This is a genomic window from Cedecea davisae DSM 4568 (assembly GCF_000412335.2).
In the GTDB taxonomy this organism is placed as follows: domain Bacteria; phylum Pseudomonadota; class Gammaproteobacteria; order Enterobacterales; family Enterobacteriaceae; genus Cedecea; species Cedecea davisae.
Window position 1 is genome coordinate 98697 of sequence record NZ_KE161030.1, and the last position, 20921, is coordinate 119617.

Annotated in this window: 18 protein-coding genes; 8 read left to right on the top strand and 10 right to left on the bottom strand. The window is 55.4% G+C overall.

Annotation, left to right across the window (positions count from 1 at the left end):
* The first annotated feature begins 38 nt into the window (after window positions 1–38).
* From soxR to HMPREF0201_RS00465, 4 genes are all read left to right on the top strand, one after another.
* Window positions 39–494: a redox-sensitive transcriptional activator SoxR gene (gene soxR / locus HMPREF0201_RS00450; protein ID WP_016517458.1), complete on the top strand. Its 456-nt coding sequence runs from the start codon at window positions 39–41 to the stop codon at window positions 492–494.
* 283 nt (window positions 495–777) lie between these two features.
* The gene (locus HMPREF0201_RS00455; protein WP_039897808.1) at window positions 778–1446 is read left to right on the top strand and encodes a glutathione S-transferase family protein; all 669 of its coding nucleotides are present in this window, start codon (window positions 778–780) and stop codon (window positions 1444–1446) included.
* Window positions 1447–1783: 337 nt separating this feature from the next.
* Window positions 1784–3133, top strand: coding sequence for a guanine/hypoxanthine transporter GhxP (gene ghxP, locus HMPREF0201_RS00460; protein WP_016517461.1), 1350 nt, complete (start codon window positions 1784–1786; stop codon window positions 3131–3133).
* Between the two features lie 144 nt (window positions 3134–3277).
* Window positions 3278–4924 carry a Na+/H+ antiporter gene (locus HMPREF0201_RS00465; RefSeq protein WP_016517462.1) on the top strand — a complete coding sequence of 549 codons (1647 nt, stop codon included), beginning with the start codon at window positions 3278–3280 and terminating at the stop codon, window positions 4922–4924.
* A gap of 5 nt (window positions 4925–4929) precedes the next feature.
* On the opposite strand, the gene HMPREF0201_RS00470 is transcribed toward HMPREF0201_RS00465, so the two are convergent.
* Window positions 4930–5829 carry a LysR family transcriptional regulator gene (locus HMPREF0201_RS00470; RefSeq protein WP_016517463.1) on the bottom strand — a complete coding sequence of 300 codons (900 nt, stop codon included), beginning with the start codon at window positions 5827–5829 and terminating at the stop codon, window positions 4930–4932.
* Window positions 5830–5929: 100 nt separating this feature from the next.
* Here HMPREF0201_RS00470 and HMPREF0201_RS00475 point away from each other — a divergent pair, with 100 nt between their 5' ends.
* Both HMPREF0201_RS00475 and HMPREF0201_RS00480 read left to right on the top strand, forming a co-directional pair.
* Window positions 5930–6355, top strand: a complete 426-nt coding sequence (locus HMPREF0201_RS00475; RefSeq protein ID WP_039899072.1) for a CidA/LrgA family protein — start codon at window positions 5930–5932, stop codon at window positions 6353–6355.
* Window positions 6348–7037 (top strand): LrgB family protein, encoded by a 690-nt coding sequence (locus HMPREF0201_RS00480; protein ID WP_016517465.1) that lies wholly within the window; start codon window positions 6348–6350, stop codon window positions 7035–7037. Before HMPREF0201_RS00475 ends, HMPREF0201_RS00480 begins: the two co-directional genes overlap by 8 nt.
* A 37-nt stretch (window positions 7038–7074) precedes the next feature.
* Here the strand turns inward: HMPREF0201_RS00480 and actP are convergent, their stop codons facing one another.
* From actP to acs, 3 genes are all read right to left on the bottom strand, one after another.
* Entirely contained in the window at window positions 7075–8724 is a 1650-nt protein-coding gene (gene actP, locus HMPREF0201_RS00485; RefSeq protein WP_016517466.1) for a cation/acetate symporter ActP, read from the bottom strand.
* Window positions 8721–9035 carry a DUF485 domain-containing protein gene (locus HMPREF0201_RS00490; protein ID WP_016517467.1) on the bottom strand — a complete coding sequence of 105 codons (315 nt, stop codon included), beginning with the start codon at window positions 9033–9035 and terminating at the stop codon, window positions 8721–8723. The genes actP and HMPREF0201_RS00490 overlap by 4 nt, the downstream gene beginning before the upstream one ends.
* Before the next feature lie 73 nt (window positions 9036–9108).
* Window positions 9109–11067, bottom strand: coding sequence for an acetate--CoA ligase (gene acs, locus HMPREF0201_RS00495; RefSeq protein ID WP_016517468.1), 1959 nt, complete (start codon window positions 11065–11067; stop codon window positions 9109–9111).
* Window positions 11068–11492: 425 nt separating this feature from the next.
* Here acs and gltP point away from each other — a divergent pair, with 425 nt between their 5' ends.
* Window positions 11493–12806 (top strand): glutamate/aspartate:proton symporter GltP, encoded by a 1314-nt coding sequence (gltP, locus tag HMPREF0201_RS00500; RefSeq protein WP_016517470.1) that lies wholly within the window; start codon window positions 11493–11495, stop codon window positions 12804–12806.
* Window positions 12807–12909: 103 nt separating this feature from the next.
* Here the strand turns inward: gltP and fdhF are convergent, their stop codons facing one another.
* Window positions 12910–15057: a formate dehydrogenase subunit alpha gene (gene fdhF / locus HMPREF0201_RS00505; protein ID WP_083478377.1), complete on the bottom strand. Its 2148-nt coding sequence runs from the start codon at window positions 15055–15057 to the stop codon at window positions 12910–12912.
* Window positions 15058–15349: 292 nt separating this feature from the next.
* On the opposite strand from fdhF, the gene HMPREF0201_RS00515 reads away from it, so the two are divergent.
* A complete protein-coding gene (locus tag HMPREF0201_RS00515; protein ID WP_016517473.1) occupies window positions 15350–16084 on the top strand; it encodes a response regulator in 735 nt (244 codons plus the stop codon).
* A gap of 72 nt (window positions 16085–16156) precedes the next feature.
* On the opposite strand, the gene HMPREF0201_RS23495 is transcribed toward HMPREF0201_RS00515, so the two are convergent.
* The 5 genes from HMPREF0201_RS23495 to HMPREF0201_RS00535 all read right to left on the bottom strand — a co-directional run bounded on the left by HMPREF0201_RS23495 (window position 16157) and on the right by HMPREF0201_RS00535 (window position 20850).
* Complete coding sequence (locus tag HMPREF0201_RS23495) at window positions 16157–16309, bottom strand: Hok/Gef family protein (protein WP_071704069.1); 153 nt, start codon at window positions 16307–16309, stop codon at window positions 16157–16159.
* A gap of 301 nt (window positions 16310–16610) precedes the next feature.
* Window positions 16611–17294 (bottom strand): D-lyxose/D-mannose isomerase, encoded by a 684-nt coding sequence (locus HMPREF0201_RS00520; RefSeq protein ID WP_016517475.1) that lies wholly within the window; start codon window positions 17292–17294, stop codon window positions 16611–16613.
* 72 nt (window positions 17295–17366) lie between these two features.
* Window positions 17367–18311: an ABC transporter substrate-binding protein gene (locus tag HMPREF0201_RS00525; RefSeq protein ID WP_016517476.1), complete on the bottom strand. Its 945-nt coding sequence runs from the start codon at window positions 18309–18311 to the stop codon at window positions 17367–17369.
* A gap of 30 nt (window positions 18312–18341) precedes the next feature.
* Window positions 18342–19334, bottom strand: a complete 993-nt coding sequence (locus tag HMPREF0201_RS00530; protein ID WP_016517477.1) for an ABC transporter permease subunit — start codon at window positions 19332–19334, stop codon at window positions 18342–18344.
* Complete coding sequence (locus HMPREF0201_RS00535) at window positions 19327–20850, bottom strand: sugar ABC transporter ATP-binding protein (protein ID WP_016517478.1); 1524 nt, start codon at window positions 20848–20850, stop codon at window positions 19327–19329. The genes HMPREF0201_RS00530 and HMPREF0201_RS00535 overlap by 8 nt, the downstream gene beginning before the upstream one ends.
* Window positions 20851–20921 lie beyond the last annotated feature (71 nt).

Sequence of the window (20921 nt, forward strand, 5' to 3'; positions counted from 1 at the left end):
AGTATAATTCCTCAAGTTAACTTGAGGTAAAGAGCATTGTGGAAAAGAAAATCTCTCGACTAAAAACGTTGTTAACGCCGGGCGAAGTCGCAAAGCGCAGCGGCGTGGCGGTTTCCGCGCTGCATTTTTACGAAAGCAAAGGGTTGATTAAAAGTACGCGGAACGCGGGCAATCAGCGGCGCTACCAGCGCGATGTGCTGCGAACGGTGGCGATAATCAAAATAGCCCAGCGCATCGGCATTCCGCTCAGCACCGTAGGTGACGCCTTTGGCGTGCTGCCTGACGGGCATTCGATCAACAAAAACGACTGGAAGAAGCTCTCTTCGCAATGGCGTGAGGAGCTGAATCACCGCATTGCCACGCTGACCGCGCTGCGTGATGAGCTAAACGGCTGCATCGGGTGCGGCTGTCTGTCCGGGGTGGACTGCCCGCTGCGTAACCCTGGCGACAAACTCGGCGAGCAGGGCACCGGCGCCCGCCTGCTGGAAGACTAAATCTCTCACTGCATAAAAAACTAAAGCGCCACAAGGGCGCTTTAGTTTTATTCCCGGTCTTTGTCTTTCGCTCTATCCCGCTCTGGCAGGAGGGTTTCCCCCGACATCAACGCCCCTCAATTACGCTTTCTCAGGAGGTTCCGGTCTGCGTTGATAATTAAAGTGTAGGCCCCACCCCGAACTTCGCAAGGTCAATTTGCTCTTTTTTTGTACATTTTTTGACGGGCTTTTCGGGAGCGTGTTTCCTATAGTTACTCCATCAGGCTAAACAAAAGGTTACCGAATGCTGACGGTTCATCATCTCAATAACTCTCGCTCACAACGCGTTCTCTGGATGCTGGAAGAGCTGGAGCTGCCTTATCAAATCATTCGCTATCAGCGTGAACCGACCATGCTGGCGCCGGAGGCGTTAAAGAAAATTCACCCGCTGGGTAAATCGCCGGTGGTGGAAGATAACGGCCACATCCTCGCGGAGTCAGGCGCAATCCTCGAATACCTGCAGGAGAGTTACGACCAAGAGGGCCGCCTTAAGCCCGCAGAGATAAACGACAAGCTGCAATATCGATTCTGGCTGCATTATGCCGAAGGGTCGCTCATGCCGCTGTTGCTGCTGAAACTGGTCTTTAGTCGCCTGGGTAAAGCGCCGGTTCCCTGGCCGCTGCGTCCGGTCGGCAAAGCGCTGGGGCAGGGAGTGCAAAAGGCGTATCTCAATAAGCAAATTGCCACCCATGCTCGCTACATTGAAGGGCACCTGAGCCAGTTCCCGTGGTTTGCCGGGCAGCAGTTCAGCGCGGCGGACATCCAGATGAGCTTCCCGGTTGCCGCGCTCCTTGCTCGCGGGGAGGTGAATGATATGCCGCATACCCAGGCATGGATGAAAAACGTGCAAATGCGGCCTGCGTGGCAGCGGGCGCTGAACCAGGGTGGGCCGTTTGAGATCCCCGGCGACTAATTTTTGAATCGGGTGAAAACTGCGCCAACAGTTTGCTGTTTTGTTGCGAAATTGCGCATCGACGATAACGTTTGCGCATGATGCGGTGATTTATTCATCAGCTGGGCATATTTTCCACGAAAAGCGCAAAAGTTAGGTTGAAAATCCCGTAAGGAAGGCTGGATAATCGTTTGCCTTAATTCTGATACACCGATTTGTCTGTGCGGAGTTAAACGTTTGCTTTTTTGTGACACCCCTTTTGTCACAATCGTAGCGCAGGGAGACAACGTTTAACTGGCAGCGGGTTGTCCACCGCCCGGGCAAACGTCATTCTAAAAATCTCAGGGGATTTTTCACTATGTCTACACCTTCTCCGCGTGCCGGCGGCTCACTCGACGCCTGGTTCAAAGTTTCTGCACGTGGCAGTACCGTGCGCCAGGAAGTTGTCGCCGGTCTGACAACCTTCCTCGCCATGGTTTACTCCGTGATAGTGGTCCCGGGCATGCTCGGCAAAGCCGGTTTCCCTCCGGCGGCGGTCTTCGTCTCCACCTGTCTGGTTGCGGGCGTTGGCTCCATCGTGATGGGGCTGTGGGCAAACCTGCCGCTGGCCATCGGCTGCGCCATCTCGTTGACCGCATTCACCGCTTTCAGCCTGGTGCTCGGCCAGCACATCAGCGTGCCGGTTGCACTCGGTGCGGTATTCCTGATGGGCGTGCTGTTTACCATTATCTCCGCCACCGGCATTCGTAGCTGGATTTTACGCAACCTGCCAATGGGCGTTGCCCACGGCACCGGGATTGGCATCGGCCTGTTCCTGCTGTTGATTGCCGCTAACGGCGTGGGCCTGGTTATCAAGAACCCGCTGGACGGTCTGCCGGTTGCGCTGGGCCACTTTGCCAGCTTCCCGGTAATCATGTCGCTGATTGGCCTGGCGGTGATTATCGGCCTGGAAAAACTGAAAGTACCGGGCGGTATTCTGCTGACCATTATCGGGGTTTCGATCATCGGCCTGATTTTTGACCCGAATGTTCACTTCTCCGGTATCTTCGCTATGCCTTCCCTTAGCGATGATAAAGGCAATTCGCTGATTGGCAGCCTCGACATCATGGGCGCGCTGAACCCGATTGTGCTGCCAAGCGTGCTGGCGCTGGTCATGACCGCGGTATTTGACGCAACCGGCACTATCCGCGCGGTTGCCGGTCAGGCAAACCTGCTGGATAAAGACGGCCAGATTATCGACGGCGGCAAAGCGCTGACAACCGACTCCCTGAGCAGCGTGTTCTCAGGCCTGGTGGGTGCGGCTCCGGCGGCGGTTTACATCGAGTCAGCAGCGGGTACGGCGGCGGGCGGTAAAACCGGCCTGACAGCCATCACCGTTGGCGTGCTGTTCCTGCTTATCCTGTTCCTCTCCCCGCTCTCCTATCTGGTTCCTGCCTACGCAACCGCTCCGGCGCTGATGTATGTTGGCCTGCTGATGCTGAGCAACGTGGCAAAAATCGACTTTGCCGACTTCGTAGATGCGATGGCTGGCCTGATAACTGCGGTCTTCATCGTGCTGACCTGTAATATCGTTACCGGCATCATGATCGGCTTTGCTTCTCTGGTTATCGGCCGCGTAGTGTCCGGCGAATGGCGCAAGCTGAATATCGGCACCGTGGTTATTGCCGTGGCGCTGGTGGCGTTCTACGCCGGTGGCTGGGCAATCTGATTTTCAATTCGTGCGGGTTGCGTTCTGTAACCCGCCGCTTTTCCTCTCTTCGGGCATTTCCGGTTCCAATGTGGTGCAAAAAGTTGTTTTATTATTAAAACAACCTTCAAAGGTGGCACTTCACACATCGCTTACAAGGAAAACATGGAAATTTTCTTTACCATCCTCATTATGACCCTCGTGGTTTCGCTCTCCGGAGTGGCAACACGCATGTTGCCCTTCCAGATCCCGCTCCCTCTGATGCAAATCGCCATTGGCGCGCTGCTGGCGTGGCCGCATTTTGGCCTGCACGTTGAATTTGACCCGGAACTGTTCCTGGTGCTGTTTATCCCGCCGCTGCTGTTTGCCGACGGCTGGAAAACGCCGACCCATGAGTTTCTTAACCATGGGCGGGAGATTATCGGCCTTGCGCTGGTGCTGGTGCTGGTCACCGTGGTCGGGATCGGCTTCCTGATTTACTTCCTGGTGCCGGGTATTCCGCTAATTCCTGCTTTTGCGCTGGCGGCGGTGCTGTCGCCGACGGATGCCGTGGCGCTGTCTGGGATTGTTGGCGAAGGGCGCATCCCGAAAAAAATCATGGGGATTTTGCAGGGCGAGGCGCTGATGAACGACGCCTCTGGCCTGGTATCGCTGAAGATGGCGGTCGCCGTTGCCGTGGGTACAATGGTGTTCACCGTTGGCGGAGCATCGCTTGAGTTCTTTAAGGTAGCGATTGGCGGCCTGCTGGCGGGGATTGCCGTCAGCCTGCTGTACGGTAAGTCGCTGCGCCTGATGAGCCGCTGGAGCGGCGATGAACCGGCAACTCAAATTCTGCTGCTGCTGCTGTTACCGTTCGCCTCTTATCTGATTGCCGAACATATTGGCGTTTCGGGCATCCTGGCTGCGGTTGCCGCGGGGATGACCATTACCCGGTCCGGCGTATTACGCAGCGCACCGCTCGCTATGCGCCTGCGTGCAAACAGCGTCTGGGCGATGCTGGAATTTGTCTTCAACGGCATGGTGTTCCTGCTGTTGGGCCTGCAACTGCCCGGCATTCTTGAGACCTCCGTAGCGGCGGCAAATGCCGACCCGAACGTAGAGTTGTGGATGCTGTTCCTCGACGTGGGCATGATTTATTTCGCGTTGATTGCCGTGCGTTTCCTGTGGCTGTGGTCGATGAAGCGCATTAGCCTTCGCTTTATGAAAAAGCGCCCGCTGGAGTTTGGCTCGTTTACCACGCGTGAGCTGTGCATCGCCTCTTTCGCCGGGGTACGCGGAGCAATTACTCTCGCCGGTGTGCTCTCTATTCCGCTGTTCCTGGGAGACGGTACGCCGTTCCCGGCTCGCTATGAGCTTATCTTCCTCTCCGCTGGCGTTATCCTGTTCTCGCTGTTTGCCGGGGTCATTATGCTGCCTATCCTGCTGAGAAACGTCGAAGTGGGGGACAAAACGGTAGCGCGTAAGGAAGAGCGGCTGGCGCGTTCGGCAACGGCTGAAGTCGCGATCGTTGCCATTCAGAAAATGGAAGAACGCCTTGCAGCGGATAGCGAAGAGAACATAGATGACCAGCTTTTGAAAGAGGTCAGTTCAAGGGTTATCGGCAACTTACGCCGCCGCGCCGACGGGCGTAATGATGTTGAAAGCAGCGAGCTGGAAGAGAATCTTGAACGCCGCTTCCGCCTCACCGCGCTGCGTTCGGAGCGCGCGGAGCTTTACCATCTGCGTGCTACCCAGCAAATCAGCAACGAGACCCTGCAAAAGCTGCTGCACGATCTCGACCTGCTTGAAGCGCTGCTGATCGAACGTCAGTAAACCGCTTAGTTCTGGCCTGCCTCAAGCGCGGGCCAGAACTCTCTGCAACAATCTATCCACGCCTGCGCGCTCTGCGAAATATAAACCCCTTCGCGCCAAATCATGCCCAGTTGCCAACTTAAATCGCTGTTCAGCGGGAGCCACATCAGCGTGGTGTGATCCAGCTTCTGGCAAATTGGCTCGGGAAGGATGGCGATGCCCACGCCGCCCTGGACCATTGCGGCCAGGAAATCCCACTGCCCGCTGCGTACCGCGATGCGCGGCGTAAACCCGTGGGACTCAAAAAGCTGCATCAGCTGGCGGCTAAGGGAAAAATCTTCGTTGTAGATAAGCAGCGGGTGTTCGGCAAGTTCCGCCGGGTCAACGCTGGTGCGGCCCAGCCACGGGCCTGAGCGGGGCACCAGCACGCAAAGCGGGTGGCGAAACAGCGGCAGCACGGTGAAGACGCTTTCGTCCTCAACCGGCATGGCGGTGACCGCTAAATCCAGCTCGCCGTTAAGTACAGCCTGCTGGACAGTCAGGCCGCCAAATTCGGAGATTTTAAATTCAACGCCGGGATAACGATGCTGATAAACGCCAATCGGGCCGGTCATCAGGGTGCCGACCATCGGCGGAATACCCAGCCGTAATACGCCGTTGGTGAGCTGCTTGATGTCGTTAAGCTCGGCTTCCAGCTGGCGGAACTCGGCCAGAATAGCCAGCCCGCGCTGGAAGACCACCTGCCCGGTATCGGTAAGCAACAGGCGGCGGCCGTCGCGGATCAGCAGCGTGCAGTTCAGCTCATCTTCGAGATTACGCAGCATCTTGCTGATGGTCGGCTGCGTGACGAACATCTTCTCCGCCGCGCGAGTGAAGCTCTGCTGGCGTACCACTTCAACGAAGTAACGCAGCGTTCTGATGTCCATAACTATTCCTGTTGACTATGCATGCAATGATTTTAATTCATTTCAGTAGCGATTAACCGCTATCTATAATCGTGGCTGGTATTTTTGGAGAATGCATATCATGGCTCTGGCGTTAGGTCGTTTTACGCCTGCTGTAATTCATAGCCTGCGGGTTCCCGTCCAGGTCGCGCTGTACGCCGGGCTTTTTGTTTTTGCCGAACAGCTTGTGGCCTGGGGGCACTTGCCGCTTCCCGCCAACCTGGTTGGCATGCTGTTGTTACTGGCGTTGATTATTTTCCGCATCGTGCCGCTGAAATGGGTACGAGAAGGCTCAAAGTGGCTGCTGGCGGAAATGCTGCTGTTCTTTGTACCGGCGGTCGTCGCGGTAGTTAACTACGCCCAACTGCTTATGGTGGACGGCTGGCGCATCTTCGTGGTGATTGCGGTCAGCACGCTGCTGGTGCTCGGTAGCACGGCGTGGGTGGTGGAAAAAGTTTACCGCTTTGAACTGGCGCGCGAAGCCCGCAGGCAGACTAAACATGACTAATTTCCAGCTTAGCCTGCTGTGCCTGGCGGTGACGCTCATTTTCTATTTTGCCAACAAACGCCTTTACCGCCGTTTTCGCAAATTGCCGCTGATGCCGCTGGTTTTTACCCCGCTGCTGCTGGTGGCGATGCTGATTTTTGGGCATATCTCCTACAGCAATTATATGGGGGAGGCGCACTGGCTGCTGTGGCTGCTGGGGCCTGCCACTATTGCCTTCGCGGTGCCGGTCTATGACAACCTCAGGGTGATTAAACGCCACTGGATGTCGCTCACCGCAGGGGTGATGACTGCGATGGTTGTGGCGGTAACCAGCTCAATCTGGCTGGCGAGGCTGCTGACATTGCCGGACGACATTCAGCGCAGTCTTGCTGTGCGCTCTATTACCACGCCTTTTGCCCTTGCGGCGGCAAAACCCATTGGCGGAGAGCCAGAGCTGGTGGCGCTGTTTGTGGTCATCACCGGCGTATTTGGCATGGCGGTGGGAGACGTACTGTTTTTGCGCTTGTCGATTCGGGAAGGGATTGCTAAAGGTGCCGGGTTTGGCGCGGCCTCTCACGGGGCGGGAACCGCACGCTCTTACGAGCTTGGCCCTCAGGAAGGGGTGATTGCCAGCCTGGTGATGATGCTTTCCGGCGTGGTGACGGTGCTGGTTGCGCCGCTCGTTAGCCTGCTGATGTTTTAACCTACCGGGGCGAGTTGCCCCGGTAAGCGCTTACTTACTAATGGGCACGGCCCTGATCGATGCCGATGCCGGTCTGGGAACGAATAAACTGCGCACGGAATTTCTCGCGCTCAAGCTTACCTGCCGCCGTATTGTCGGTGATTGAGAACAGCCAGATCCCGACGAAGGCCACCAGAATAGAGAACAGAGCCGGGTATTCATACGGGAACAGCGCTTTCTCATGGCCGAGGATTTGCACCCAAATTGTCGGGCCGAGAATCATCAGCACCACCGCGGTCAGAAGACCCAGCCAGCCACCAATCATCGCGCCACGCGTGGTCAGCTTTGACCAGTACATCGACAGCAGGATAATCGGGAAGTTACAGCTTGCGGCAATCGAGAATGCCAGCCCGACCATAAAGGCGATGTTCTGATTTTCAAACAAAATGCCCAGCAGAATGGCGACCACGCCGAGCACCAGCACGGTAATTTTCGACACCTTCAGCTCGTCGCGCTCTGAAGCACCTTTGCGGAACACGTTGGCGTAAAGATCGTGTGAAACCGCAGAAGCACCGGCAAGCGTCAGACCCGCAACGACCGCCAGAATAGTGGCGAAGGCAACGGCAGAAATAAAGCCGAGGAACAGATTGCCGCCAACCGCATCGGCGAGGTGAACCGCCGCCATATTGTTACCGCCAATCAGCGCGCCAGCGGCGTCTTTGAACGCCGGGTTTGCGCCCACTAACATAATGGCGCCAAAACCGATAATAAAGGTCAGGATGTAGAAGTAACCCATAAAGCCTGTGGCATAAAACACGCTTTTACGCGCTTCACGAGCGTCGCTCACGGTAAAGAAGCGCATCAGGATATGCGGCAAACCGGCGGTGCCGAACATCAGGCCAAGGCCAAGAGACAGGGCGGATATCGGGTCTTTCACCAGCCCGCCGGGGCTCATGATGGCCGCACCTTTAGGGTGAACCGCCATGGCTTCGTTGAACAGGTTATTAAAGCTAAAGCCGACATGCTTCATCACCATAAAGGCCATAAAACTTGCGCCGAACAGCAGCAGCACCGCCTTGATAATCTGTACCCATGTGGTGGCCAGCATGCCGCCGAACAGGACATACATCACCATCAGGACGCCAACCAGCACTACCGCAATGTGGTAGTTGAGGCCGAACAGCAACTGAATGAGCTTACCGGCGCCGACCATCTGGGCAATGAGATAAAGCGCCACGACCACCAGCGAACCACAGGCGGAAAGCGTGCGGATAGGCCCCTGTTTGAGGCGGTACGAGGCAACATCGGCGAAGGTATAGCGCCCGAGGTTGCGCAGGCGTTCGGCAATCAAAAATAGAATAATGGGCCAGCCGACCAGGAAACCAAGCGAGTAAATCAGCCCGTCGTAGCCGGAGGTATAAACCAGCGCTGAAATCCCGAGGAACGAGGCCGCAGACATAAAGTCGCCGGCAATCGCCAGCCCGTTCTGGAAGCCGGTGATGTTCCCGCCAGCGGTGTAATAATCGCTGCGCGAGCGAACGCGTTTAGAAGCCCAGTAGGTAATGTACAGCGTGAAAGCGACGAATATCAGGAACATGATAATCGCCTGCCAGTTAGTTGGCTGGCGCTGAACGGCACCGGTTATGGCGTCGGCGGCTAAAGCGCCGGTGGGCAGCAGGGCAGTAGAAACCGCAAGTAAACGCTTCATTTAACCCCCGCTTCGCGCAGCACTTCTTTGTTCAGGCGGTCAAATTCGCCGTTAGCGCGCCAGACGTAAATACCGGTGAGCAGGAAAGAGATGACAATAACGCCTATCCCGATAGGGATGCCGCGCGTCACGCTGGTGCCCGGATGCAAGGGCGTACCGAGCCACGCTGGCGCAAAAGCGATCAGCAGAATAAAACCAACGTAAATCACTAACATAATTAGTGACAGGATGGCGGCAAACCGTTGCCTTTTAGTGACCAGCTCCCTGAAATGCGCACTGCTTTCTATCCGCTGATAAATGGTGTCATTCATCACAGAGTCTCCAGAGGTAAGGTAGGTAATTATTATTCCCTCTCCCTGAGCGGGAGAGGGTTAGGGTGGGGCGTTATGAAGGCATGGTTAAAGCCTGTTTTTCTTCCAGCAGTTTCTCGACCACGCCAGGATCGGCGAGGGTTGAGGTGTCTCCCAAATTGCTGGTATCGCCGGAGGCAATTTTGCGCAGAATGCGGCGCATTATCTTGCCGGAGCGGGTTTTCGGCAGCGAGTCGGTCCAGTGCAGTACGTCCGGCGTGGCAAGCGGGCCAATCTCTTTGCGAACCCAGTTGCGTACTTCGGTATACAGCTCCGGCGTCGGCTCCTCACCGTGGTTTAGCGTGACGTAGGCGTAAATCGCCTGGCCTTTAATGTTATGCGGGATGCCAACAACGGCGGCTTCAGCAATTTTAGGGTGCGAAACCAGGGCAGATTCGATTTCTGCAGTGCCCAGGCGATGCCCCGAAACGTTGAGCACGTCATCCACGCGGCCGGTTATCCAGTAATAACCGTCTTCGTCGCGGCGTGCGCCATCTCCGCTGAAATACATATTTTTGAAGGTGGAGAAGTAGGTCTGCTCGAAGCGCTCATGATCGCCAAACAGCGTGCGGGCCTGGCCCGGCCAGGAGTCGGTAATCGCCAGGTTGCCTTCGGTCGCACCCGGCAGCGGGTTGCCTTCGTTATCCACCAGAGCAGGTTGAACGCCAAAGAATGGCTGGGTCGCGGAACCGGCTTTCAGCTCGGTCGCGCCCGGCAGCGGGGTAATCATGAAGCCGCCGGTTTCCGTCTGCCACCAGGTGTCCATCACCGGGCATTTTTCATTGCCGATATGCTTCCAGTACCACTCCCAGGCTTCCGGGTTAATCGGCTCGCCTACCGAGCCAAGAATGCGCAGCGAGGAACGGTCGGTGCCTTCGGTTGCTTTATCACCCTCGGCCATCAGGGCACGGATAGCCGTTGGCGCGGTGTAGAGAATATTCACTTTGTGTTTGTCTACCACCTGGGCCATGCGGTTTGGCTTCGGCCAGTTTGGCACGCCTTCAAACATCAGCGTAATTGCGCCGCAGGCCAGCGGGCCATAAAGCAGGTAGCTGTGCCCGGTGACCCAGCCCACGTCGGCGGTACACCAGTAAACATCGCCCGGATGGTAGTCAAAAACGTATTTGAAGGTGGTTGCGGCGTAAACCAGATAGCCGCCGGTGGTGTGCAGTACGCCTTTTGGTTTACCTGTGGAGCCGGAGGTGTAGAGAATGAACAGCGGATCTTCGGCATTCATCTCCACCGGCTGATGCTGGTCGCTGGCGTTGGCGACCAGGTCGCTCCACCACAGGTCGCGATCCTGGTGCCAGTCAACTTTGCCGCCGGTACGTTTCAGGACCACAACGTGCTCAACGGTTTTGACGTTTGGATTTTTCAGCGCGTCGTCGACGTTCTTTTTCAGCGGGATGGAACGCCCCGCGCGAACACCTTCGTCGGCGGTGATAACCAGCTTCGAGCTTGAGTCGATAATACGCCCGGCAACCGCTTCAGGTGAGAAACCGCCGAAGATAACGGAATGCACCGCACCAATACGCGCGCAGGCCAGCATTGCTACGGCTGCCTCAGGCACCATTGGCATGTAGATAGCAACGACGTCACCCTTTTTAATCCCCAGATCTACCAAAGTGTTGGCAAAACGGCAGACATCGCGATGTAGCTCGCGATAGGTGATGTTTTTACTCTGAGTTGCGTCATCACCTTCCCAGATAATTGCAGTTTGATCGCCTCGTTCTTCCAGGTGTCTGTCGAGGCAGTTCGCCGCTAAATTGAGCGAACCATCCTCATACCACTTGATAGAGATGTTTCCCGGCGCGAAAGAGGTGTTTTTCACCTTTTTGTAGGGCTTTATCCAGTCGAGTATTTTGCCCTGCTGGCCCCAGAATTCATCAGGCTCCTGTATCGACTGCTGATACAGCTTTTTGTACTGCTCCGGATTTATCAGGCAACGGTCCGCAATGTTTGCGGGAATAGCATGTTTGTGTACTTGGCTCATGGCTTTTTTTCTCCTTTATGATGTTAATAATATGTCACACAAACGTTAATTGTAGGGGTATTGGCAGCTTTGTTTACTTTTTGGGCGGCAGATCACGCATTAAAATTATTGCGTAAAAAATGTTCAAACGGATGAATCGTAAGAAATAATTGCTTTTGATGATTATTGCGAAAATTGATAGTAAAACTTTTTCCATAACAATAAGTTATGACAATAAGCTCGATGAAAATCCTGTTTGTGTAAAGAATGTTAGTGTATAGCTCTGAAAATGAATGGTTGCATAGCATGCTATCGGGATGATACTGATACCGAGCTTTAAAAAACCCCACGTAACACCTGACGTTTGTCATACCCCCTTTCAGTTTGTGACGTTCTCCTTGGTCAACAGCATGGGAATGGCGCTTTTTTGAGGAACTGTAGTCGTTATGAAAAACTTTAAAATCAGCCTGGCCTGGCAAATTTTGCTCGCGCTGGTGTTGGGCATTATTCTAGGAAGTTTTCTTCATTATCAAAGTGATAGCCGAGAGTGGCTGGTTGCTAACCTGCTGTCACCGGCGGGTGATATCTTCATTCACCTGATCAAAATGATCGTCGTGCCGATTGTTATTTCTACCCTGGTGGTAGGTATCGCAGGCGTTGGCGACGCAAAACAGCTTGGCCGAATTGGGGCGAAGACCATCATTTATTTCGAAGTGATCACGACGGTTGCCATCATTCTGGGCATTACGCTTGCGAATGTGTTCCAGCCGGGTCACGGCATTGATATGTCGCAGCTTGCTACCGTGGATATTTCGAAATACCAGAGCACCGCCCAGGATGTTCAAAGCCACGCTCACGGCCTGATGGGCACCATTTTGTCTCTGGTGCCGACCAATATCATCGCCTCGATGGCGAAGGGTGAAATGCTGCCGATAATCTTCTTCTCGGTGCTGTTTGGTCTGGGGCTGTCATCGCTACCGGCGACCCACCGCGAACCGCTGGTCACGGTGTTCCGCTCTATTTCCGAAACCATGTTTAAAGTCACGCATATGGTGATGCGCTATGCGCCGGTCGGCGTTTTTGCGCTGATTTCCGTTACCGTGGCGAACTTTGGGTTCGCTTCGCTCTGGCCTCTGCTGAAGCTGGTGGTGCTGGTTTATGTCGCCATCATCTTCTTCGCGTTTGTGATACTGGGTGCGGTGGCGCGTCTCTGCGGGCTGAAAATTACTATCCTGATGCGCATTCTGAAGGATGAGTTGATTCTGGCTTACTCAACCGCCAGCTCGGAAAGCGTACTGCCTCGCATTATTGAGAAGATGGAAGCCTATGGCGCTCCGGCGTCGATAACGAGTTTTGTGGTGCCAACCGGCTATTCGTTTAACCTCGACGGCTCAACGCTTTATCAGAGCATCGCGGCTATCTTTATCGCCCAGCTGTACGGCATTGAACTGTCGCTGTGGCAGGAGATAATCCTGGTGCTGACGCTGATGGTGACTTCGAAAGGGATTGCTGGCGTACCGGGCGTTTCTTTTGTCGTGCTGCTGGCAACGCTTGGGAGCGTAGGTATTCCATTGGAAGGGCTGGCGTTTATTGCCGGTGTTGACCGAATTCTCGACATGGCGCGTACCGCGCTGAACGTGGTCGGGAATGCGCTGGCGGTGCTGGTTATTGCTAAATGGGAACACAAGTTCGACAGTAAAAAAGCCCGGGCCTATGAGCGCGAGCTTTTTGGTAAGTTTGACAGTAAAGCGAGCAGTTAAGTAAAACCCCTCACCCCGGCCCTCTCCCCAAAGGGGCGAGGGAGGAAAACATGTTCTTTATCCCCTCTCCCCTATGGGGAGAGGGTTAGGGTGAGGGGATGTATTATCCCCTCGCGCTCTCGCGCAGACGGGCCTTCAGTTTGCTGTACTCATCTATCACGTACTGCTCGGCGGCCTGCTGATCGGCAATCGGCTCAACGCGCACGGCGCAGTACTTGTACTCCGGCGTTTTGGTTATCGGGCTAAGGTTTTCCGCCACCAGTTCGTTACAGGCGCCAATCCACCATTGATAGGTCATATAAACGGCCCCTTTATTAGGGCGTTCACTGACCTCTGCACGGGTGATAACCCGACCTTTGCGCGAACTCACCCACACCAGCGCCTGATCCTCAATGCCCAGTCTTGCGGCATCTTCAGCGTGGATTTGGGCGTATCCCGGTTCGTCCGCCAGCGCCGCCAGAGCCGCGCAGTTGCCGGTCATCGAACGGCAGGAGTAGTGGCCGACTTCGCGCACCGTAGAGAGCACCATCGGATATTCTTCGCTAACGCGATCGATAGGCGGAGCCCAGTCGCAGGTGAAGAACTGGCCCAGGCCGTTAGGGCGCTCGAATTTGCTCTCATACAGATAAGAGGTTCCCTGATCCGCTTCGGACGTATCGCGGCACGGCCACTGGATGTAGCCCAGTTCGCCCATTTTCTCGTAGGTTGCGCCGTAGAAGTCCGGGCACAGGTGGCGCAGCTCATCCCAGATTTCCTGGGTGTTGCTATAGCTCATCGGGTAACCCATGCGGGTAGCGATTTCGCTGATAATCTGCCAGTCCGTTTTCAGATCCCACTTCGGTTCAACCGCTTTGAAGAAGCGCTGGAAGCCGCGGTCGGCTGCGGTAAACACGCCTTCATGCTCGCCCCATGAGGTTGACGGTAAAATAACGTCGGCCTCGGAGGCGGTTTTGGTCATGAAGATATCCTGCACAATCACCAGTTCCATGTCGGCAAAAGCCTGGCGCACGGCGGAAAGCTCGGCATCCGTTTGCAGCGGATCTTCGCCCATAATATAGGCGGCGCGAACTTCGCCGTGGGCGACCCTGTGCGGCATCTCGCTGATGCGGTAACCGTTCTGTTCCGGCAGAGCATCCACTCCCCAGGCGGCGGCAAATTTGCTGCGCGTTTCCGGGTCTCTGACGTACTGGTTGCCGGGGTACATGTCCGGCAGTGCGCCCATGTCGCATGCGCCCTGAACGTTGTTCTGGCCGCGAACCGGGTTAACGCCAACGTTAGGCTTGCCGAGGTTACCGGTCATTAATGCCAGGCTTGTCAGCGAGCGGACGGTTTCCACGCCCTGGTAGAACTGGGTTACGCCCATGCCCCAAAGGATGGTGGCCGTTTTAGCTTTGGCGTACATACGCGCGGCAGCGCGAATGTCTGCGGCGCTGATGCCGGTTATCTCTTCTACCGACTCAGGCGTATAGCCTTCGACGATTTTGCAATACTCATCAAAACCTTCGGTACGTGAAGCGATAAAGGCGCTGTCGTAGAGCTTCTCTTCAATAATGACGTGGCCCATCGCGTTGAGCAGCGCAATATTAGAGCCGTTCCGCAAGCGTAAATGCATATCGGCGATGCGCGAAGTTTCGATTTTTCGCGGATCGACAACGATAATCTGCGCCCCTTTCTGCTTCGCCTTAATCACACGATTGGCGACGATAGGGTGTGAAACTGCCGGGTTATACCCGAATACAAAGACTAAATCCGTATCCTCAATCTCGACGATTGAGTTACTCATCGCGCCATTTCCGACCGACTGGTGCAGACCTGCAACCGAAGGGCCGTGTCAGACACGTGCGCAGCAATCGACGTTATTGGTTCCAATAACGGCGCGCGCAAATTTTTGCATTACATAGTTGGTTTCATTCCCGGTGCCGCGTGACGAACCGGTCGTCTGGATGGCATTTGGGCCGTATTTTGCTTTGATTGCGCTCAGGCGTGAGCTGACGTAATCCAGGGCTTCATCCCAGGAAACGGCTTCCAGCTTGCCGCCGCGCTCGCGGCGAATCATAGGTGTTTTAAGGCGCGGAGTAAGAATTTTGGTGTCAGTGATAAAATCCCAACCGTAATAGCCTTTCAGGCACAGGTCTCCCCGGTTAGTTTTTCCCTGAGCGCCTTCCGCCCTGACGATTTTGCCGTTATCCACCACCAGGTTTATTTTGCAACCCGAGGCGCAATAGGGGCAAACCGTGACGACTTTTTCCATCATGTTGCTCCAGTCAGTGCTGTAATTTGAGTACGACGACGGGAACGCCGTCGCATCCGTGCACCTCTGAATGCATTATCTATGCCACAACAAGTAAAGGGCTATTGGGCGGCTGTTTCGGGGCCGATGGGTTAAAAATATGACGAAAGCAGGCTCGTCGTCAGAAATGACGTGTCGAAACCCCCGGCATTTGTGACAGTGATAGAAATTTCCACATGCGTCTGTGTTATTTCTCCGGCGCGCAATCAACAATCGCTCACACTTAGAAGAACGCTCACCTCCGGAGAAAATAATGAAACCTGCAATCCTGGTGGTGGATGACGATACGGCCATCTGCGACGTACTGCGCGACGTGCTTAATGAGCACGTTTTTGATGTGCTGGTGTGCCACACCGGAAACGAGGCCGTGGAAGCCGTTGCCGGGCAGCCTGCCATCGCGCTTATCCTGCTGGATATGATGCTGCCGGACACCAACGGTCTGCTGGTGCTCCAGCAGGTACAAAAACTGCGTCCGGCGCTGCCGGTCGTGATGCTTACCGGTATGGGAAGCGAGTCGGATGTGGTGGTAGGGCTGGAAATGGGCGCGGACGACTACATCGCAAAACCGTTTAATGCCCGCGTGGTGGTTGCCCGTGTAAAAGCGGTGCTCAGGCGCAGCGGGGCGCTGGCGCTGGAAAGCAGCGGCGCTAAAACCAGCGGCCTGCAATTTAACGGGTGGCGGCTGGACACCGGGCGCTGCCAGCTAATGAATGCTCAACAGCAGCAGGTTGATCTCACCCAGGGCGAATATGGGCTACTGCTGTCGCTGGTGCAGAACGCCCGCAAGGTACTTTCCAGGGAAAAACTGCTTGAGCTAACCCATAGCGAAAGCCTTGAGGTGTTCGACCGAACCATTGATGTGTTGATTATGCGGCTGCGGCGCAAAATAGAGGTGAATCCTCACCAGCCCACGTTAATCCGCACAATACGCGGAGTCGGATATGTTTTTGCCGCCGACATTATTCATACAGAAAATAACTTAGCGTAATAAGATGGGTGCTTAAGGCGTTCCCGTATTCCCGGCAGGTCGGGCGGAGAAAATAACTCCGCCCGGTTAGTCTTACCGAATAGAGCAGGCAAGCTTGGCTATTATTTCCTGGTTGTCGTTTTTCATTTTCACTTCACAAAGATCGCTACGTGATAATAAAGTTAGCGCTATTAACGTTATACAAATAATTAACAGGCAGCCGAAAACCAGTTCTCTGTGCTTCATGCCTTTTACTCCTTGCTTTGCAGCGGGTAAGAGGCTAACCTCAACTTGCTGGGTTGAGGGGTAGCCTCGGGTTAACGAAAGTTGCCCGGGGCTTTCTTTTATTCCCTCACTGATATTACTTTGCTCAGGACCGAAAGCCCTAAGCACCCGCCTGCTAGTTTACTGTTATTCTTATTTAAATCGCAGATGTAATTTGTTTTGGTGAAATTACATTTTTATGGAACAGAATTCGCAAAAAATAATTAACAGATAATTTAAATTAATCTATTTGCCAGTTTAACTCGCGACTTATTTAATTTCGTTAAATAAAGTGGCGATATTCATTGCAGAGTAATATTTCCGGCGGCTGGTCTTCGCTAAGTGAATTAAAGCGTTCGAGAGGCTCCAGAAAGCGGTTGTCGTGCTCGTCGTCGTTAACCATCGAAACCTCGCCGACCAGCACATCACCGTAGCCTGCCTCGCCCCAGAAACTGTGGTAAATCCCCGGCGGCAGGCTGATGCTTTCCCCCGGAGACAGGCGTAGCCGGCTGCCCGCGGCGTGCGTTTGGCTGCAACCGTCAATCACTACCGTGATATCCGACTCTTCGGGTTGTTCAAACGGGTCAGAATTCCACAGTTCGACGATAAGATTTCCGCCGCCGCGGTTGATGATGTCTTCCTGCTTGCACCAGTGGAAATGCATCGGCGTAAGCTGATTCTCACGGACGTGCATCACCTTTTCGGCGTAGGGTTTGGCATAAGGAGATCCTTCAGGCGAGCCGTTGCGCAGGGTAAAAAGCGTGAGTCCCATGGTGAGAAAGTCGCTGCCGCCGAAGGCGGTGATGTCCCATCCCAGTTTCAGGTCGAAAACTTCCTGCCAGCAGAGAGGGTCGAGCTGTTGCCACTTTTGCGGCGTGAAGCTGGCAAACGGAGGGAGCTGGATGTCGTGGCGCGCAAAAAATTGGCGGGTTTGAGTAAGAAACTGATTAACCTCGGAGCGTTTCATCTGGCCTCCCTTTGATATGGCCCTCACCGCAAGCCTGGAATGGTTACGGTGAGGGCAGGGGTGAGGGGAAAATTATTTCACCGTCCATCCTTTGTAAGTGCCGATGTTGTTCTTATCAATCATCGTCACCGGGATCAGCACCGGGCCTTTCGGCGCGGATTTGCCCTGCAGAATGTCGTAACCAATCTCTACTGCTTTTGCCGCCATCACCTGTGGATCCTGAGCCGGTGTGGCAACAAACAGCGAGCCGCCGCCGCGTTTCAGCGCTTCTTCGCCGTCCGGGCTGCCGTCCACGCCGACGATGAAGAATTCATTACGCTGCGCCTGCTTAGCCGCCAGATCGGCACCGATCGCCGTCGGATCGTTAATCGCAAATACACCGTCGATCTTCGGATTCGCCGCCAGCAGAGAAGTCATCACTTCGAGGCCGCCTTCACGGCTGCCCTTAGCATTCTGGTTGGAGGAAAGGATCTTAATGTCCGGGTGTTTTTTGAACTCGGTTTCACAGCCTTCAACGCGGTTCTGCACGGCGGAAACCGGCGGCCCGTTGATGATGACCACGTTGCCTTTGTCTTTCAGGCGGTCGGCTATGTATTTACAGGCCATTTGCCCCGCTTGGGTGTTATCCGAGGTGATCGTCGCATCGGCACCGTCTGCCGCTACGTCAACCGCCACAACCACGATCCCGGCTTCTTTCGCCCGCTTCACTGCCGGGCCGATGCCTTTAGAATCCGCGGCGTTCAGGATAATCATGTCCACCTTCGCGGCGATAAAGTTATCGATCTGTGCCACCTGCTGACCAAGATCGTAGCCGCTGGATACCAGCGTCACTTTAACGTTATCACCCGCCAGTTTTCGGGCTTCCAGTTCGGCACCTTTGGTTATCTGCACGAAGAACGGGTTGGCCAGATCGCCGACCGTCACGCCGATCGACTTTAACTCTTTCGCCTGAGCGAACGGTGCGCCAGCGATCATCGCACCAGCCAGTAACGCGGTAACTATCGGTTTCAAACGCATGCTGTTTTCCTCACTCGTAGGGTTTTGTTGTTATGCACTTTGATGGTGACGGGTACGGTATTTATCGATCAGCACCGCTATGATGATCACCGCCCCTTTGATCACCAATTGCCAGAAGTAGGAGACGCCCATCAGCGTCATACCGTTATTGAGAGTGGCGATGATCAGCGCGCCCACCAGCGTGCCGGTGATGGTGCCGATGCCGCCCACAAAGCTGGTGCCGCCGAGGATAACCGCGGCAATCGCGTCCAACTCATAACCCATACCGAGGTTGCCGTTGGCGCTATAGAGGCGCGAGGCGCTCATCACGCCGCCGAGGCCCGACAGTAGCCCGCTCATGCCGTAAACAAACAGCAGCACCAGCCAGACCTTGATGCCGGTCAGGCGGGCCGCCTGCATATTGCCGCCCACCGCGTAAATATGAACCCCGAGCGTGGTGCGGCGCAGAATGAACCAGCACACCGCAATAACCAGCAAGGCGATGACCACCAGCCAAGGGATGGGGCCAAGATAGGCGTTGCCGATCCACTCGAAGTTAATATTGGAGTTGATAACCGTTGTGCCGTCCGCCAGCAGGTAAGCGGCGCCTCGTAGCGCGGTATAAGTGCCCAGCGTGACGATGAACGGCGGCAGCCCGGCCCAGGCCACCAGCATGCCGTTAAACAGGCCAAGCCCGGTTCCCATCAGCAGCGCGGCCGGAATAGAAAGCCCTTCCCAGCCCGGCATCAGCGAAACCACCATCGCGGTGACCGCCGTGGTGCCCAGAATCGACCCCACGGAAAGGTCGATGCCGCCGGTGAGAATAATGAACGTCATCCCTGCGGCCAGCACGATGTTGATTGACGACTGCCGGGCGATGTTGAGCAGGTTAGACTCGGTAAAGAAGTTTGGCGCGATAAACCCAAAAACGGCGATGATCAGCACAAGAATTGGCAAAATGCCGACGGTTTGCAGCAAATCGCCAAACAGCGCCTTCTTCAGCGAGGCGGACTTAGCCGCCGGTTGGGTGCCTGAGTTAGTCATGATGAACCTCTTTCTTATGGGCCTCGGTCACGCCGGTAGCCAGCGTCATAATATTTTCCTGAGTAATGTCGTGGCGCAGCAGCTCTCCGGCGATGCTGCCTTCCCGCATGACGTATACCCGGTCGCTCATGCCGACCACTTCGGGCAGCTCGCTGGAAATCATCAGAATGGCAACGCCCTGGCGTGCCAGCTGGTTCATGATGCGGTAAATCTCGCTTTTGGCGCCGACGTCAACGCCGCGCGTTGGCTCATCGAGGATCAGGATTCGCGGGCCGATGGCGACCCAGCGCGAAATTAATAGCTTCTGCTGGTTCCCGCCGGAAAGGCCGCCGGCCCGTACCTGAGCATGCGGCACGCGGATGTTGAGCAGGCTGATGGCGTCATCGGAAATGGTTTGTGCTTTTTTACGGTCGAGCATGCCGTAGTGCGCGTCGCGCTCCAGCGTTGCCATGGTGATGTTGTCCTGCGCGGCGAGTTCGAGGAACAGGCCTTGCTCTTTACGGTTTTCGGTCAAAAAACCGATGCCGTGGCGAATCGCCTCGCGTGGAGAGTGAAGGTTGACCGGTTCGCCGTCGATCTCAATCGATCCGCCCGTTGCTTTGCGTACCCCAAAGATCAGCTGCGCCAGTTCCGAACGGCCTGCACCGACCAGCCCCGCCAGCCCGACGATTTCCCCCGAGCGTACATGCAGGCTGACGGGCTGGATCTTCCCGTTGTCCGTCAGGTGATGGACGTTAAGGCGCGGGCTGCCAAGCGGAATATTGTGTTCTTTATTAAACAAGTCGCTAAGCGGGCGGCCAACCATCATGCGCACCAGCTCGCTGGCATTGAGATTTTCACGCGTCAGGCTGCCGACATATTGCCCGTCGCGCAGCACGCTAACCCGGTCGGACAGCTCGTAGATTTCGGCCATGCGGTGGCTGATATAGATAATCGCCATGCCCTCATCGCGCAGCCGCAAAATAAGCTCAAACAGGCGGTGCGTTTCCCGGGAAGAGAGCGCCGCGGTGGGTTCATCCATCACCAGAATACGGCTGTTGCGGTGCAGCGCCCGGGCGATTTCGACCTGCTGCTGTTCGGCAATGGTCAACTTCATTACCAGGTCGCTGGCTTTGAACTGCGCGCCAAGGCGGTCGATAACAGCCTGAGCCTGGGTCAGCATCTCTTTACGCTGCACCAGCCCGCCTCGCGCCAGCTCGCTGCCGAGGAAAATGTTCTGTGCAACGGTCAGATTTGGGGCCAGCTGCATCTCCTGGTAAATAAGGGTGATACCGGCCTTCAGCGCGTCTTTTGGGCCTTTGATGGCATAGGGCTGGCCGTCAATCAGCACCTCGCCGCTGGTGGCGATATAGGCCCCGGCGAGGATTTTCATCAGAGTGCTTTTTCCTGCGCCGTTCTCGCCCATCAGAGCGTGGATTTCGCCGGGAAAGACCGTTAAGTCGACGCCTTTTAGCGCATAAAATTTGCCAAAAGATTTGGCAATATTGCGCATTTCCAGAATGGGGACTCTGCTCATAGCGCGCCGCCTGTTTTGATTATCGGGAGTTGCCAGTCAACCACACGTCGGTAAACACAAAATGTCAGCGG